Origin of the sequence: Mycobacteroides franklinii, from assembly GCF_001853795.1 — a bacterium.
Taxonomy (GTDB): domain Bacteria; phylum Actinomycetota; class Actinomycetes; order Mycobacteriales; family Mycobacteriaceae; genus Mycobacterium; species Mycobacterium franklinii.
The window spans coordinates 2,032,086-2,047,411 of record NZ_MLIK01000019.1 but is presented as its reverse complement, the minus strand read 5'-3'; the positions used below and the strand labels follow the sequence as shown (position 1 = coordinate 2,047,411).

The 15,326-nt window shown below is 64.9% G+C and carries 17 protein-coding genes; 4 read left to right on the top strand and 13 right to left on the bottom strand.

Going from position 1 to position 15,326, the window contains the following annotated elements; translation table 11 throughout:
* Positions 1 to 71 precede the first annotated feature (71 nt).
* From BKG76_RS17410 to BKG76_RS17375, 9 genes are all read right to left on the bottom strand, one after another.
* Positions 72 to 257, bottom strand: a complete 186-nt coding sequence (locus tag BKG76_RS17410) for a rubredoxin (RefSeq protein WP_070938701.1) — start codon at positions 255 to 257, stop codon at positions 72 to 74.
* A complete protein-coding gene (locus tag BKG76_RS24525; protein WP_083338080.1) occupies positions 254 to 430 on the bottom strand; it encodes a rubredoxin in 177 nt (58 codons plus the stop codon). The genes BKG76_RS17410 and BKG76_RS24525 overlap by 4 nt, the downstream gene beginning before the upstream one ends.
* Before the next feature lies 1 nt (position 431).
* Positions 432 to 1,661: an alkane 1-monooxygenase gene (locus BKG76_RS17405; RefSeq protein ID WP_070938700.1), complete on the bottom strand. Its 1,230-nt coding sequence runs from the start codon at positions 1,659 to 1,661 to the stop codon at positions 432 to 434.
* A gap of 218 nt (positions 1,662 to 1,879) precedes the next feature.
* Positions 1,880 to 3,355, bottom strand: coding sequence for an amino acid permease (locus BKG76_RS17400; RefSeq protein WP_070938699.1), 1,476 nt, complete (start codon positions 3,353 to 3,355; stop codon positions 1,880 to 1,882).
* Between the two features lie 53 nt (positions 3,356 to 3,408).
* Positions 3,409 to 4,332 carry a cation diffusion facilitator family transporter gene (locus BKG76_RS17395; RefSeq protein ID WP_070938698.1) on the bottom strand — a complete coding sequence of 308 codons (924 nt, stop codon included), beginning with the start codon at positions 4,330 to 4,332 and terminating at the stop codon, positions 3,409 to 3,411.
* A 32-nt stretch (positions 4,333 to 4,364) separates the two neighbouring features.
* On the bottom strand, positions 4,365 to 5,582 hold the full coding sequence (gene manA, locus BKG76_RS17390) for a mannose-6-phosphate isomerase, class I (RefSeq protein ID WP_070938697.1): 1,218 nt from the start codon (positions 5,580 to 5,582) through the stop codon (positions 4,365 to 4,367).
* A complete protein-coding gene (locus BKG76_RS17385) occupies positions 5,579 to 6,646 on the bottom strand; it encodes a TobH protein (protein ID WP_070938696.1) in 1,068 nt (355 codons plus the stop codon). Before BKG76_RS17385 ends, manA begins: the two co-directional genes overlap by 4 nt.
* Positions 6,646 to 8,046 carry a phosphomannomutase/phosphoglucomutase gene (locus BKG76_RS17380; RefSeq protein ID WP_070938695.1) on the bottom strand — a complete coding sequence of 467 codons (1,401 nt, stop codon included), beginning with the start codon at positions 8,044 to 8,046 and terminating at the stop codon, positions 6,646 to 6,648. Before BKG76_RS17380 ends, BKG76_RS17385 begins: the two co-directional genes overlap by 1 nt.
* A gap of 207 nt (positions 8,047 to 8,253) precedes the next feature.
* Positions 8,254 to 8,664 carry a DUF3499 domain-containing protein gene (locus BKG76_RS17375; RefSeq protein ID WP_083338079.1) on the bottom strand — a complete coding sequence of 137 codons (411 nt, stop codon included), beginning with the start codon at positions 8,662 to 8,664 and terminating at the stop codon, positions 8,254 to 8,256.
* A 130-nt stretch (positions 8,665 to 8,794) separates the two neighbouring features.
* On the opposite strand from BKG76_RS17375, the gene BKG76_RS17370 reads away from it, so the two are divergent.
* Positions 8,795 to 9,295 carry a metallopeptidase family protein gene (locus BKG76_RS17370; RefSeq protein ID WP_078279973.1) on the top strand — a complete coding sequence of 167 codons (501 nt, stop codon included), beginning with the start codon at positions 8,795 to 8,797 and terminating at the stop codon, positions 9,293 to 9,295.
* A 23-nt stretch (positions 9,296 to 9,318) separates the two neighbouring features.
* Here the strand turns inward: BKG76_RS17370 and BKG76_RS17365 are convergent, their stop codons facing one another.
* Positions 9,319 to 9,573 (bottom strand): WhiB family transcriptional regulator, encoded by a 255-nt coding sequence (locus BKG76_RS17365; protein ID WP_070939326.1) that lies wholly within the window; start codon positions 9,571 to 9,573, stop codon positions 9,319 to 9,321.
* A 389-nt stretch (positions 9,574 to 9,962) separates the two neighbouring features.
* Here BKG76_RS17365 and cofD point away from each other — a divergent pair, with 389 nt between their 5' ends.
* The 3 genes from cofD to BKG76_RS17350 are packed head-to-tail and all read left to right on the top strand — an operon-like array spanning position 9,963 to position 12,876.
* Positions 9,963 to 10,931 carry a 2-phospho-L-lactate transferase gene (cofD, locus tag BKG76_RS17360; RefSeq protein WP_070939327.1) on the top strand — a complete coding sequence of 323 codons (969 nt, stop codon included), beginning with the start codon at positions 9,963 to 9,965 and terminating at the stop codon, positions 10,929 to 10,931.
* Entirely contained in the window at positions 10,928 to 12,304 is a 1,377-nt protein-coding gene (locus tag BKG76_RS17355) for a coenzyme F420-0:L-glutamate ligase (RefSeq protein ID WP_070938693.1), read from the top strand. Before cofD ends, BKG76_RS17355 begins: the two co-directional genes overlap by 4 nt.
* 8 nt (positions 12,305 to 12,312) lie before the next feature.
* Positions 12,313 to 12,876 carry an NUDIX hydrolase gene (locus BKG76_RS17350; RefSeq protein WP_070939325.1) on the top strand — a complete coding sequence of 188 codons (564 nt, stop codon included), beginning with the start codon at positions 12,313 to 12,315 and terminating at the stop codon, positions 12,874 to 12,876.
* Here BKG76_RS17350 and BKG76_RS17345 read toward each other — a convergent pair.
* The 3 genes from BKG76_RS17345 to BKG76_RS17335 are packed head-to-tail and all read right to left on the bottom strand — an operon-like array spanning position 12,873 to position 15,276.
* On the bottom strand, positions 12,873 to 13,328 hold the full coding sequence (locus tag BKG76_RS17345) for a hypothetical protein (RefSeq protein ID WP_070938692.1): 456 nt from the start codon (positions 13,326 to 13,328) through the stop codon (positions 12,873 to 12,875). The genes BKG76_RS17350 and BKG76_RS17345 overlap by 4 nt on opposite strands.
* Before the next feature lie 3 nt (positions 13,329 to 13,331).
* Positions 13,332 to 14,411 (bottom strand): mannose-1-phosphate guanylyltransferase, encoded by a 1,080-nt coding sequence (gene manB / locus BKG76_RS17340; RefSeq protein ID WP_070938691.1) that lies wholly within the window; start codon positions 14,409 to 14,411, stop codon positions 13,332 to 13,334.
* Between the two features lies 1 nt (position 14,412).
* Entirely contained in the window at positions 14,413 to 15,276 is an 864-nt protein-coding gene (locus BKG76_RS17335) for a glycosyltransferase family 2 protein (protein ID WP_083338126.1), read from the bottom strand.
* Between the last annotated feature and the right edge of the window lie 50 nt (positions 15,277 to 15,326).

The window sequence follows — 15,326 nt, the reverse complement described above, 5'->3', positions numbered from 1 at the left end:
AGGCGTCACCCCGGGCAGCCTGACAGCGGTGCTGGCCGACGTCAATGCGTCCCTGCCGGGCAGGACGTCCGTCATGGCCGCGCGATCTCTACCATCACGAAGTCAGCTTTGGCCGCTCCGCAATCCGGGCAGCTCCAGTCGTCGGGAATGTCCTCCCAGCGGGTGCCCGGCTCGAGTCCGTCCTCCGGCCAACCAAGGGCCTCGTCGTACTGGAAGCCGCACTGCATGCATTCGTACAGCTTGTAGTCGTCGCTCATGAGTCCGCTCCTACTACTTCCTCAAAATCGATCTTCTCGCGCACTCCGCAGTCGGGGCAGCACCAGTCGTCGGGAATCGCCGACCACGCCGTCCCGGCCGGAAACCCCTCGCGAGGGGCTCCCGTGCTCTCGTCGTACACGTACTGACATACAGGGCAACGGTACTGCGACATGTCAGGCCGCCTCGTCCGTCACGCCGTACTTGGCCAGAATCTTTGTGCGCTTGCTCGGCTGAACATTCACCTTGGTGATATCGCCGTCGTAGTGATCCAGCACCCGGTGGTCCATGACCTTGCGCCACAGCGGCGGGAAATAGGCCAGGGTCAGCATCGTGGCGTACCCACTGGGCAGGTTGGGCGCGCCATCCATGCTGCGCAGCGTCTGGTAACGCCGAGTCGGGTTGGCGTGGTGATCGCTGTGCCGCTGCAGGTGGTACAGGAAAATATTGGTCACCAGGTGATCGGAGTTCCAGCTGTGCTTGGGTGTGCAGCGCTCGTACCGACCGCCCGCAACCTTCTGGCGCAGCAGACCGTAGTGCTCGAGATAGTTCACCGTCTCCAGGAAGGTGAATCCATAGATCGCCTGAATGATCAGGTACGGGATGACCGCGGTGCCGAAGATCGCGATGGTGACCCCGAACAGCACCACCGACATCAGCCAGGCATTGACCACATCGTTGCTCGGGTGCAACACAAAGCGGTTCAGCCGCTTCATGCGCGTGGCCTCCAGGTTCCAGGAGGACTTCAGGCTGCCCCACACGCTGCGCGGCCAGAATCCCCAGAAGGTCTCGCCGAAGCGTGAGCTGGCCGGATCCTCTGGCGTCGCGACGCGCACGTGGTGGCCGCGGTTGTGCTCGATATAGAAGTGACCGTAGAACGTCTGCGCCAGCGTGATCTTCGAGAGCCAGCGTTCCAGCTCGTCCTTCTTGTGTCCCATTTCGTGGGCGGTGTTGATACCCACGCCACCCAGCACGCCGATCGACGCCGCGATACCCAGCTTGGAAATCCAGCTGATGCCGTGATCGAACCCGATCCAGCTCAGATCGGTGGCGGTGAAGTAGTACGCGCCCACGAAGAAGCTGGCGTACTGGAGCGGAATGAAGATGTAGGTGCAGTAGCGGTAGTACTTGTCGTTCTCCAGCGCCTCCATCACCTCATCGGGCGCGTTCTCGCCATCGGCCCCGAAATTCAGGTCCAGCAGCGGCAGGATCACGTAGACCAACAGCGGGCCGATCCAGAAGAAGATCGGCGAGAACTGCTGCCAGCCGAGCTGGTTCATCGCGTAGACCAAAGCCGTCGCGATGAAGATCGCCGTGGGCGGGATCATGCCGTACAGCCACATGTAGCGCTTGCGGTCGCGCCACTGGACGGGCTGCGCCGGGCTGGTTTCAAGGTTTGACGTCATCGTCACTTCTCCTCGTCGATATCTGCGTGAGGTACGTCACCGAACAGATTTGACGATAGGACATGTTTCGTCGCATGTCTAGACAAATCGACATGTTTTGTAAAGCACCTGGTGGCGCGCGTCACCCACAGTCACCAAGACCACGGTTTTCGACGCAACGGCCGAGACGGGCGCGCACGACACGGCGTGTCGGCACGGAAGGAAACGCGAAAGAAGAGTTACTTCTCGACGGCCACGCGCTGCCCCAGCACGGAGTGCCGGCGGCTGTAGACGAAGTAGACGATCACGCCGACGGCCATCCAGCCCAATGCGAACATCCAGGTACGCACCGCGAGGTTGAGCATCAACCACCCACACGCCACGATCGCGACAACCGGCAGCCAAGGCACACCCGGCGTCCGGAAACTGCGAGGCAGATCCGGCCGGGACCGCCGCAGCACGACAACGCCGGCCGAAACCAGCACAAACGCGAACAGTGTGCCGACGTTGACGATCTCCTCCAAACCCTCGATCGGAGTAAGAGAGGCAGCTATCGCCACAAGAAAGCCCACGATCAGGGTGATCCGTATCGGCGTGCCGTGCGATCCGGTTCGCGCCAGCTCGCGCGGCAGCAGCCCGTCGCGGCACATCGCGAAGATGACCCGGATCTGCCCGAGCATCAGCACCATGACGACGGTGGTCAGCCCGGCCAGCGCACCGATCGCGATCACCTTCGCCGCCCAGTCGACACCGTTGAGGTGGAATGCCGTGGACAGGTTCGGGTGCGAGTCCGCGGCCCGCAGATCGCTGTACTTGACCATCCCGGAAAGCACCACCGTCACCGCGACGTACAGGACCGTCACGATGACCAGCGAGGCGATGATGCCGCGCGGCACATCCTTTTGCGGATTCCGCGTTTCCTCGGCAGTAGTGGCGACGACATCGAAACCGATGAATGCGAAGAACACGATCGATGCACCCGCCAGCACACCGAACCAGCCGTACTGACTGCCGGTACCGCCGGCAATGAAGGAGAACAGGGACTGATCCAATCCCTGTCTGCTGGAACTTCCCGCCTCGGCCGGAGGGATGAACGGTGTGTAGTTGGACGTCTTGATGAAGAACGCGCCGACGATGATCACCAACAACACCACCAGAACTTTGATGGTCGTGATGACGAGCGACACCCGCGAAGACAGCTTGGTACCGACGGCGAGCAGCACCGTCAACACCGAAACAATGAGCAGCGCACCCCAGTCGATCTTGACCGACCCGAGATGAACTGTGCCGCTGGAGAACCCAAATACGGTACTTAAATAGCTGGACCAGCCCTTGGCGACAGTGGCCGCACCGACCGAGAACTCCAGGATCAGATCCCAGCCCAGAATCCAGGCGGCGAACTCACCGAACGTCGCGTACGAGAACGTATAGGCGCTGCCGGCAACGGGGATGGTGGAGGCGAATTCGGCATAACACATCGCCGCCAGCCCGCACCCGATCGCGGCCATGATGAAGGAGAGCGAGATCGCGGGCCCGGTGACATTGGCCGCCGTCGATGCGGTGACGGTGAAGATACCGGCTCCGATGACCACCGAGACCCCGAAAACGGTGAGATCCCACCACGTTAGGTCCCTACGAAGCTTCGTTTCCGGCTCATCGGTATCCGCGATCGACTGCTCGACAGACTTGGTTCGCCACAATCCGCTACCTGGCATTACGGCAGTCTCGCACAACCCCCATGCTCACGACTGTTGATCACACCGGCTAGCTAAGAAATCGCGGCCGAACGGTCCAGATCGGGTTCTAGGTAGATCACCTGCGCTATCGGCACCGCCTCGCGCACCCGCCGCTCGGCGGCGTCGATGGTGGCAGCGACCCGCGGCAAATCCGCAGACGGTGCGATGGCGATCTTGGCCGCGACCAACAACTCCTCCGGACCCAGATACTGGGTCCGGCAATGGATTACCCGCTCGACGTCTTCGGTACCCGCCAGTGCGCCCAGAATGGCCTGCTCCTGTGCCGCCGTCGCGCCCTCGCCGATCAGCAGGCTCTTCATCTCGACCATGAGGACGATCGCGATGATGCCCAACAGCACACCGATTGCCATCGTGCCGATCCCGTCCCACACCGGATCACCGGTGACGATCGTCATACCAACGCCGAACAATGCGAAGGCCAACCCCAGTAGCGCGCCGGTGTCTTCGAGTAGTACGACGGGAAGCTCGGGGTTACGCGAGTTCCGGATGAACTGCCACCAGCTGGCGCCGCCCTTCAGCGGCGTGGACTCGACGAATGCGGTACGGAAGCTGTAACCCTCCAACACGATCGCCACCGCCAGGATGACGATCGCCACGATCGGTGACTGCAGATGCTCGGGCGCATGGATCTTGTGATAGCCCTCGTACAGGGCGAAGACCGAGCCAAGCGTGAACAACACCAGCGCGACCACAAAGGAGTAGAAGAATCGGCTGCGTCCATATCCGAACGGGTGCAGGCGATCTGCTTCCCTGCTCGCGGCGCGTTGTCCGTAGAGCAGCAGACCCTGGTTGGAGGTGTCCGCTATCGAGTGCACGGACTCGGCGAGCATCGACGAACTGCCGGTGATCGCGAAGCCGACGAACTTGGCCACGGCGATACCGGCGTTGGCGGCCAGCGCCGCGATGATCGCTCTCTTACTGCCGCCTGCCGACATCGACTCTCCTTCTGTTTCCGCCCGGTCGACCGCTACGCGTCCGCGTCGACGGTTGCCATGAACACCCGGGCATCGGACCGCCCGGTCAGCGTGACACTCCCGCCATCGGCGGGCACCCACACCGACTGTCCGGCATGCACCTCGAGGTCGGTCCCCGAACCGTCCAGGCTCACGCTGCCCTGGGTGCACAGCAGTATCCGCGGCCCCTTGATCCCTACCGCAGTGGGCTCGCCGTCCACGAGATCGAAGCGCGAGAGCGCGAACTCCCTGGCAGGCGTGCGGTACCGAGTCTCGGCACCATCGGTGACCGTCTCGACGTGTAAGTGCTTCTCGGCCGCGGGTGAAAAATCCAGCACCCGAAGCAATTCGGGGACGTCGACGTGTTTCGGCGTCAGCCCGCCCCGCAGCACGTTGTCGGAGTTGGCCATGATCTCCACCGCCAGGCCACGCAGGTAGGCGTGCAGGTTTCCGGCAGGCAGGTAGATCCCCTCCCCCGGTTCCAGCGTGAGCCGATTCAACAACAGCGAGGCGAGCACTCCCGCATCGGCGGGATAGCGCTCACCCAACTCCAGGAGTGTGCGCGCCTCGCCGACGAAGCGTCCGTCATCGGAGGACAGGTAGCGCACCGCTCCGTCGAGGACGGCCGGCACCAACACATCCAGACTCGGCTGCGGAAGGGTGATCCAGGTGGTGAACAAGGCCCGTAGCCCGTCGGCGTCGGATTGACCGGCCAGCAGGTTCACGTATGGGGTCAGCGCGTCGACATCCAGTGCACGGAACAGTTCCACGGTGTCGCCGGGATCACGGAAGCCGGCCAGCGCCTCGAAACGGTCCAGGGCCACAACGAGTTCCGGCTTGTGGTTGCGATCGCGGTAGTTGCGCACCGGAGAGTTCAGCGGTACACCGGCCGCCTCTTCGCGTGCGTACCCGTCGGCCGCCTGCTGTGCGCTGGGGTGCGCCTGCAGGGAAAGCGGCTCGTCGGCCGCCAGCACCTTCAACAGGAAGGGCAGCTGATCCCCGAACTCTGCCACCGACGCCGGCCCCAACTGACCGGCCGGGTCGGCTGCCACCACATCGAGCAATGACTTTGCGCCGCTGGATGTTTCCAGGTACGCCGGGTCGGCCGGATGCGCGCCCAGCCACAGCTCGGCTTCCGGATGCGGTGTAGGCGTGGGGCGTCCGGTGAACTCGGCGATGGCCGTCCGCGAACCCCAGGCGTACGTCCTGATCGCCCCCCTGAGCAGATTCACAGCCCGGATCTCCCCCCACCAAGCCGGGCATACACCGAGGCCATTTCGAACCGGGTCGAGAGCATCAGCAACTGCGCGAGCTCCGACGGTCGGGCCGCCTCCAGGCCGAGGTCCGTGGTGCTCACCAACTCGGCTTCGTCGACACCCTCGATCCTGGCGGCAACCGATTGGAAGTCGGTGTCGGTCGCAAGCGCCAGTATTCGCGGCGGACCATCGCTACGCGGACCGTCGATGAACTCATCGTGAAACAACGAGCTCTCACCAGAACTCCTACCCGACAAGGCATCCCGCATCGCGGCCAGCGCCTGCGGCAGGCCGCAGGCGGTGACGGTGCGCTGGGTAAGTCGTAGCAGCGTCGCCGCGGCGTGCCCCGCCAGCGCCACGGTGACCGACCGATCCCCGCACAACACCGCGGGGCCACCGGTCAAGCGCGCGGCGATCGTTTTCGCGGCATTGGTGAAAACCTCGCGTCCCACGGTGTTCCGGGACACCTCACCGTCTATCTCGTCGGCGATGGTCATCACGTCGGGTGTGATGGCCCTGTCCAGCGCGCCGAGCACGGCGGCGCCCACCGCAAGATTGTGGGCAAGACTGAAGGTGTCGGGTACGCGCAATCGAGGCGCCAGCGAAATCGCCCGGCCGGCACCGGAATCCGCTAGAGGTCCCTCATCCGGGGCGGCAATGACCACCCGCGCTCCCCGGCGAGTACCCACCGATACCGCGGCACTGAGGGCCGGGTCACCGGCATCGTCACCGGCAATCACCATCACATCGAGCGGGCCCACCCAAACCGGCGCCCGGGTGGCAGTCACGAATGGCAGGCTCACCGTATCTGCCAGCGCCCCAGCCAGAATCGCTCCCGCAGTGGCGGCGGTACCGCGCCCGGAGACCCACACGACCGCGCGCGATCGATCCTCCGACCGCAATGGTTCCAGCGCGCCCTCGGCGATGGCAGTGCCCACGGCACGCACCTGCGATCCGGCCATCGACGCTGCCTGCAGCGCCCCATCGCGGTCCGCCGCCAAGAGACCCTCGGCGTCGTCCAGATCGATGGTGGCGTTCATCAGGTGGCAGCCTCTGTGTGGTCCACCAAATCGGTGACACGCGCGACTACGGCGGCCACGTCCTCATCGGTGCGCGCCTCGACATTGAGCCGCAGCAGGGGCTCGGTGTTGGACGTGCGCAGGTTGAACCAGGTTCCCGCACCGATATCGACGGTGACACCGTCGAGGTGATCGATCGAAACTATCTGGGTGCCAAATGACTTCAGCACTTCGTCGACACAGGCCTTGGCATTCGAGACGCGGAAGTTGATCTCGCCGGAGGACGCGTAGCGCTCGTAGTCCGACATGAGATCCGACAGCGGCCGATCTTGCTCGCTGAGAGCCGCCAGTACATGCAGAGCCGCCAGCATGCCGGAGTCGGCGCCCCAGAAATCCCGGAAGTAATAGTGCGCGGAGTGCTCACCGCCGAAGATCGCGCCGGTCTCGGCCATCAACGCCTTGATGAACGAGTGGCCAACCCGGGATCGCACCGGGGTTCCACCATGCTCGATGACGAGCTCCGGGACGGCGCGCGAGGTGATCAAGTTATGGATGACCGTGCCGCCGATCTCCCGCTCCAACTCCCGACGCGCCACCAAAGCGGTTACGGCGGAGGGTGATACGGCGCGTCCGCGCTCATCGACCACGAAACAACGGTCGGCGTCGCCATCGAAGGCAAGACCGATATCGGCACTCTCGGCACCCACGAAGGCCTGCAGGTCCCTGAGGTTCTCGGGATCGAGCGGGTTGGCCTCGTGGTTGGGGAAGTTGCCGTCCAACTCGAAATACAACGGCGCGACCGTGATCGACGAAATCGAACCCAACACCGCGGGTGTCGTGTGCCCGGCCATGCCATTACCGGCGTCCACCGCCACCCGAAGCGGGCGCGCCGCGCTCAACTGAACCAGTGACCGCAGGAACTCGCCATACTCGCCGAGCACATCGCGCTCGGTGACGGCACCCGCGGGACCGTCGTAACCGGGCACTCCGCCGATGAGCTCATCGCTGATGACGGACAGGCCGCTGTCCTTGCCCACGGGCTTGGCCCCGGCGCGGCACAGCTTGATTCCGTTGTATGCGGCCGGATTGTGGCTGGCGGTGAACATCGCGCCCGGGCAGTCCAACAATCCGGACGCGAAGTACAGCTGGTCGGTGGATGCCAGGCCAATCTGCACCACGTCGACACCCTGGGCGGTGACGCCGTCCGTGAACGCCTGCGCCAGGGAGGGCGACGAGTCACGCATATCGCGGCCCACGACGATCCGTAGTGGCCTGGACTGGTCGTCTCGCTCGGCCTTGACCAGACGTGCGAACGAGGAACCCACGTCGAAGACGAAGGACTCGTCGATCTGCTCGCCCAGTAGGCCACGAACGTCGTACGCCTTGATGACAGCGTGGACAGCGTCGGCAGACCGGGCCATGACGAGAGCACTCCTATTGATCTGTTGAAAGCCGGACGTTAGGTATCGCTGGCCAGCCTAGTGGTCGGCGAGTGCCCAACGTGAACGTCCGGCGAGAGGCTACAGAATGTAATCAGGCCGCGCCGAAACTGCCTAATCAGAGCTACCCGATATCGGCATTCGCGCGAACCAGCCTCATTCCGGGACAAGTACTCGTTCGGACCGGCCTCACTCGGCAGGATCAGGCAGAACCCGCAGATGTCCACGGCGCCGCCCCACCGGAGCCGGATGGACGGGCCGCGGGGCGGCATTGGGCGCGGGGCTGCTGACATCGAACGCCGGCTCGCTGAATCCGGCCGCGGCCACCCGGACACCGGCGGGCTCGCGCACCGCGTCTGCCAGGGCAACCAGGTCGTCGTCCTCTGGATTGGACGGTAAAGGACCGTTGTAGCGGACCAGCTCCCATCCGCGGGGCGCGGTGATCCGGCTCGCGTGTTGCGCGCACAGATCCCACGAATGCGGCTCGCTGGACGTGGCCAGCGGCCCAACCACGGCCGTCGAATCCGCGTAGACGAACGTCAACGTCGCCACGGCGGTACTCGGGCACCCGGGTCGACAGCAGCGACGGGGGGCTCTCACAAACGTTGAGGCTAGCGTGCGCAAACACGTTCCGACCCGCAGACACGCGCTGTGCACCGACCGAGACCGTCCGGTGATCGGCTCGTTGTGATTCGTCAATCACAGGAGTCACACCGTTACCATCTTTCGTATGTCACGTGACGGACGGCGCGGCGGGACCTCTGGGGGATCGAGCTCGCAGGGCTCGCGCAGGGGGCGCGATTTCCGCGGGCCCCTGCTGCCGCCGACCGTTCCCGGCTGGCGCTCACGCGCCGAGCGTTTCGATATGGCGGTGCTGGAGGCCTACGAGCCGATTGAGCGGGCCTGGCAGTCGCGGCTAGCGGGTTTGGACGTCGCGGTCGATGAGATTCCGCGCATCCAGCCCAAGGACCCGGATTCGGTGCAGTGGCCGCCGGAGGTGATCGCGGACGGACCGATACCGCTGGCGAGGCTGATTCCTGCTGGCGTCGACACCCGGGGCAACACCACCCGGGCGCGAATTGTCTTGTTCCGCAAGCCGATCGAATTGCGCGCGAAGAAATCTGGAGATTTGTCGGATCTGCTGCACGATCTGTTGGTCGCGCAGGTTGCCACCCACCTGGGGGTGGAGCCGTCGGTGATCGACCCAACCATCACCGACGAGGGCGACTGACTCCGCCCTGGTCGAACGCGGAGTTAGATGATGCCCCGCTTCAGGCGGCGACGCTCACGCTCGGAGAGGCCGCCCCAGATACCGAACCGCTCGTCATTGGCCAGTGCGTACTCAAGGCACTCGTCCTTGACCTCGCAGCCCTGGCAGATGCGCTTGGCTTCACGAGTCGACCCACCCTTTTCAGGGAAGAAGGCCTCGGGATCGGTCTGTGCGCACAGCGCCTTTTCCTGCCACTGATCGTCAGTGACACCAGCAATCGCGTCAAAATCGTTCTGCACCAACGTTAGATGTGGACGTGCGGGCGGCAAGCCCGTCGCACCCGTGCCAACGCCGGAACTCAGCTCGTCGTGTACGCCGAATTCATTGCGCCCGAACAGCATCGTCCCGCCTCCTCACTGTTCCTCTTGCATCCAAATACAGCCCGTATTGCCCGGTTTCGTGCCCACATCTTCGTTTCCCGGCCATTCCATTCGAACACTTGATCGAATCCCGGTCTGCGCCTGCGACTTACAAACTCAGCCCGAGGAATGACACTGGTGTGATTACACACGTGTTCGCTGCCGGGGTCAAGCGAAGGACGAAAATTCATACCATCTGCGACCGACAAAAACGGCGTGGCGCCCTCGTGGCGTGTCGCGCCATTGCCGGCGCACTAGTCTCGGTCAACGTGAAAGTCACCGTCCTCGTCGGCGGCGTCGGCGGAGCGCGCTTCCTGCTCGGCGTCCAGCGCTTGCTCGGATCAGATTCCAGCAAGCATCAAATTAACGCCATCGTGAACATTGGCGACGACGCCTGGATGCACGGTGTCAGGATCTGTCCTGACCTGGACACCTGCATGTACACCCTGGGCGGCGGAGTCGATCCGGATCGCGGCTGGGGGCACCGCGACGAGACGTGGAATGCCATGGAGGAACTGGCCGCCTACGGCGCCCAGCCCGACTGGTTCTCACTCGGCGACAGGGACCTGGCCACTCACCTCATACGCAGCCAAATGCTGCGAGCCGGTTATCCGCTATCGGCGGTCACCGAAGCGTTATGCAATCGATGGCAGCCCGGAGTCCGGCTGTTACCCGCCAGCGACGACCGCTGCGAGACCCACGTGGTGATCACCGACCCGGCCGACGGCGAGCAGCGCGCCATCCATTTCCAGCAGTGGTGGGTGCAGCACCGCGCGCAGGTTCCGACGCACAGCTTCGCCTTTGTCGGCGCCGACGAAGCAAAGTCCGGCCCGGGAGTTGCCGAGGCCATCGGCGAGGCCGATGTGGTCTTGCTGGCGCCGTCCAATCCGGTGGTGAGCGTCGGGGCCATCCTGGCGGTCGGCGGAGTTCGCGGGGCGCTCCGCACGACCTCCGCTCCGGTCATCGGGTACTCGCCGATCGTGTCGGGCAAGCCGCTACGCGGAATGGCCGACGAATGTTTGCGCGTGATCGGTGTCGAGGTCAGCTCCCAAGGTGTGGGAGAACACTTCGGCGCCCGCTCACAGACCGGCATCCTCGACGGCTGGCTTGTCGACGAGGGTGACGCCGCTCACATTGCGGGAGTTCAGGTACGGTCGGTTCCGCTGCTCATGACCGACCCCGACGCAACGGCCGCGATGGTACGTGCGGGACTAGACCTGGCCGGAGTTACTTTATGACCCCACCTGCGGATTCTCCTGCACCGGAACATGGTTCGGCGGCTCCCGTCGAAATCCTACCCGTAACGGGACTACCCGAATTCCGCCCGGGCGACGACGTGGCCGCAGCCGTAGCGGAGGCGGCATCGTGGATGCGCGACGGCGATGTGATCGTCATCACTAGCAAGATCGTTTCCAAGGCCGAGGGCCGGATCGTCGCCGCACCCGCCGACCCCGAGGCACGGGACGCCCTGCGGCGCAAGCTGATCGATTCGGAGTCGGTACGCGTGCTGGCCCGCAAGGGCAAGACGCTGATCACCGAGAACACCATCGGCATCGTGCAGGCCGCCGCGGGCATCGACGCATCAAACGTCGACACCGCCGAACTGGTTCTGCTTCCCACCGACCCCGACGCCAGTGCGGCGGCGATCCGGGCAGCGCTCTCGCGACGGCTGGGCGTGAATGTCGCGGTGGTCATCACCGACACCATGGGTCGGGCCTGGCGCAACGGCCAGACCGATGCGGCCATCGGCTCCGCGGGCATACCCGTCCTCTACGGCTATGCCGGTGCAAAAGATAAGCACGGCAACGAACTTCAGGTTACCGAAGTCGCCATCGCCGACGAGATCTCGGCCGCCGCCGACCTGGTCAAGGGCAAGCTCACCGATGTACCGGTCGCAGTGGTGCGTGGCCTGACCTTGCCCGATGACGGCAGCGCCGCCCAGGATCTGCTGCGCTCGGGGCCGGACGACCTGTTCTGGCTGGGCACCAACGAGGCCCTGGCGCAGGGACGCCGCGAGGCGGTACTCGTGCGCCGCTCCATCCGGCAATTCGCCGACACCGCAGTCGATCCCGATCTACTACGCGAAGCGATCGGCGAGGCCCTGACGGCCCCCGCCCCGCATCACACCCATCCGGTCCGATTCGTATGGGTGCGCGATCTCACGATGCGCCGTGCACTGTTGGACGCCTTGAAGCAGGCCTGGGCGACCGACCTCGCCGCCGACGGGCGCAGCCCGGAGTCCGTCGAGAAGCGGGTGGCGCGCGGCCAAATCCTCTATGACGCACCGGAAATGGTGATCCCATTCCTGGTGCCAGACGGCGCCCACGACTATCCGGACGAGCGGCGAACCGCCGCGGAGCGCACCATGTTCACCGTTGCGGTCGGCGCGGCCGTGCAGGCACTGTTGGTCGCACTCGCCGCACGAGAAGTGGGGAGCTGCTGGATCGGATCCACCATTTTCGCGGGGGACGTCGTGCGCCGCCAGCTGAAATTGGATGCGTCATGGGAACCCATGGGCGCCATCGCCATTGGCTATCCCTACGGTTACCCGGAGGAAGGACTGGACCCGCGCACTCCCCTGCCGCCGGGCCAGATGTTGGTGGAGCTGTGATGAGCCAGATGAGCGAAGAACATCAGGCGGTCTCGGGTCTACGAGCTTCCACCGTCGAACTGCTCTCCTCATGGGAGGCCCCCGACGCCGAGCAAGACAGTCTGCGGCACTCGGTGCTGGCATTTCTCGACGCCAACCCCGATGCCTGCCGTCGCCGCAGCGCCGCCGGTCATATCACCGCCTCGGCACTGGTGGTCAACCACGACGGATCGCAGGCGTTACTGACCCTGCACCCCCGGGTGGGCAAGTGGCTACAGCTCGGTGGCCACTGCGAGGAAGAGGACTCCACCATCTGGGACGCCGCCCTGCGAGAGGCGACCGAGGAGTCCGGGATAGCCAACCTCATCCTGGAGCCGAATCTACTTGGGATACATGTACATCCGATCACTTGCTCACTCGGTGTACCAACCCGCCATCTCGATCTGCAGTTCTTGGCGCGCGCACCGGAAGGCGCACAGATCTCCGTCAGCGAGGAATCACTCGACCTGCGCTGGTGGCCCATCGAGCACATCCCCGAGGAAGATCACTCAGTGGCGGTGTTGGCCCAGCGGGCACGTACCCGCCTGCGCTAGTGCCCCTCGACGCGCAGATAGATGCGTGACTTACCGGAGGGCAGCTCGCCGGTGAACACGCTGATGCCGTACATGCTGTCGGCGACGCCATAGCGGCCGTTGGGCATGTCACAGTTGAATCCGGCCTTCAACCAGTCAGGGTCGGTCCGTTGCGGTATGCGGTCGCAGGCTACGGGTTCGGTTCGGATTGGATTACCGCGCAGGAGTATTGGTGCCGGCGGCGAGGTCGGCGACTCGAAGGCTCCGGAGCGCCAGCCTTGACCCACGAACGGCTCGGGGAAGTACGTCATCGAGACCAGACTGTAGGAGTCGGGAATGGTGAGCTCGACCTTCTTGAGGTTGTCCCGAGCACGTTGCAGATCCCGCACCTGCTGCTCGTGATCAACCTTGCCCGAGCAGCCGATCAGCGCGAGAGCGGTTGCCCCGCACGCCAACAGTCGCACACCGCGCATGGTCTACACGTCCGATGAGTACCTGATGCCGCCATCCGGAATGGTGACTCCGGGCCACACCCGGGCACCGCGAAGCAGCTCGCATCGTGCGCCGATGTCGGCGCCGTCGCCGATCACCCCGTCGCGCACCAACGCGCGCGGCCCGATCCGGGCGCCGAATCCGATGATGGAGCGTTCCACCACCGCACCCGCTTCGATGCGCGCACCGTCGAACACAACCGCACCGTCAAGCCGTGCACCGGGCCCGATTTCGGCACCCCGACCCACCACGGTGCCACCGATGACCACCGCCCCCGGTGCCACCGAGGCACCGTCATGCACCAGCGCCTCGCCCGGGTGCTCGGGGATCGCTGGTGACGGCGCGATGCCGCGAACCAGGTCGGCCGATCCACGCACGAAGTCCTCGGGCGTTCCCATATCGCGCCAGTAACTGGTGTCCACGTAGCCGCACACCTTGGCTCCACTGCTGAGCAGTCCTGGAAAGACCTCCCGCTCAACCGAAACCGGACGACCCGACGGAATCTGCTCGATCAGCTCACGCCGGAACACGTAGCACCCGGCGTTGATCTGATCGGTGGGTGGGTCCTCGGTCTTCTCCAGGAACGCGGTGACTCGGCCGTCGGAATCGGTAGGCACACAACCGAACGCACGCGGGTCGCCGACCCGAACCAGGTGCAATGTCAAATCGGCCTGGGTCTGTTCGTGTTGCGCCAGCAGATCTTTCAGATCCAGACCGGACAGCACATCACCGTTGAAGACCAGGGCGGTGTCGTAGCGCAGGTGTTCCAGCACATTCCGGATGGCACCGCCGGTTCCCAGCGGCTCCTCCTCATACACATAGGTGATCTGCAGACCCAGCTTGGACCCGTCGCCGAACTCGGACTCGAACACCTCGGCCCGGTAGGACGTCCCGAGCACCACATGATCGATCCCGGCCGCGGCGACCCGCGACAGCACATGGGTCAGAAACGGGAAACCCGCGATCGGCAGCATGGGTTTGGGCGCCGACAGGGTCAGCGGACGCAACCGGGTGCCCTGCCCACCCACCAAGATGACCGCATCGGCTTTCACATGGTCAGACATATCACCCTCCTTGCTTGTCTCGGCGCCGATTGGCGCGGATGGCCGCGCTCACCACGATGGCGGAACGGGCCGCCAGCGCGCCCCGGATACTCCAGCGCAATGGCGCCTGCCACCAGTGTGGATGCCGATCGGATTGGAAAATATAGACGCTGTCGTGGTGTGCGCCCAGGCTGCGCGCCGGATCGCGTCCGGCCGCATGACCTTTCGCATGCACAACCTCCGCGGTAGGCGCATACACGTTCTGCCAGCCCGCACGCGCGAGCCGGTCCCCCAGGTCGACGTCCTCCATGTACATGAAGTAACGAGGATCGAATCCGCCGATGGCATCGAATGCCGTGCGTCGGAGCAGCAAGCAGGAACCCGACAGCCATCCGACGATGCGTTCCGACGGTTCCATCCGGTCCTGACGGTAGGCCGCGGTCCAGGGGTTGGCCGGCCACACCGAGCCCAGCAGCGCGTGGAGCGCGCCCCCGGTCAAGGTCGGCACCACTCGCGCCGACGGGTACACGGTTCCATCGGGCTCACGAATCAGCGGTCCGAGTGCGCCCGCGGCAGGCCACCGCTGCGCGACCTCCAGGAGGGCGTCGATGCTTCCGGGGCCCCACTGCACATCGGGGTTCGCGATCACAATCCATTCGGCAGCGAGGTCAACCTGGGCGACCCCCAGGTTGGCGGCCTTCCCGTAACCGACGTTGCCGCCGGTATGGAGCAGTTCCACATCGGGCTCCTCGGCGGCGGCCTCGGGTGCACCGTCGGTCGAGCCGTTGTCGGCCAGGATCACCCGCAGCGGCCGATCCGTGGCATGGCGCAGCGTTCGGAGGAAGCGGTGTAGGTGCTCGCCGGGCGAGTACGTCACCGTCACCACGGCGACCTGATCGGTCACCGAAGAGTCGCTCGCGCGATGAGGATCCAGCA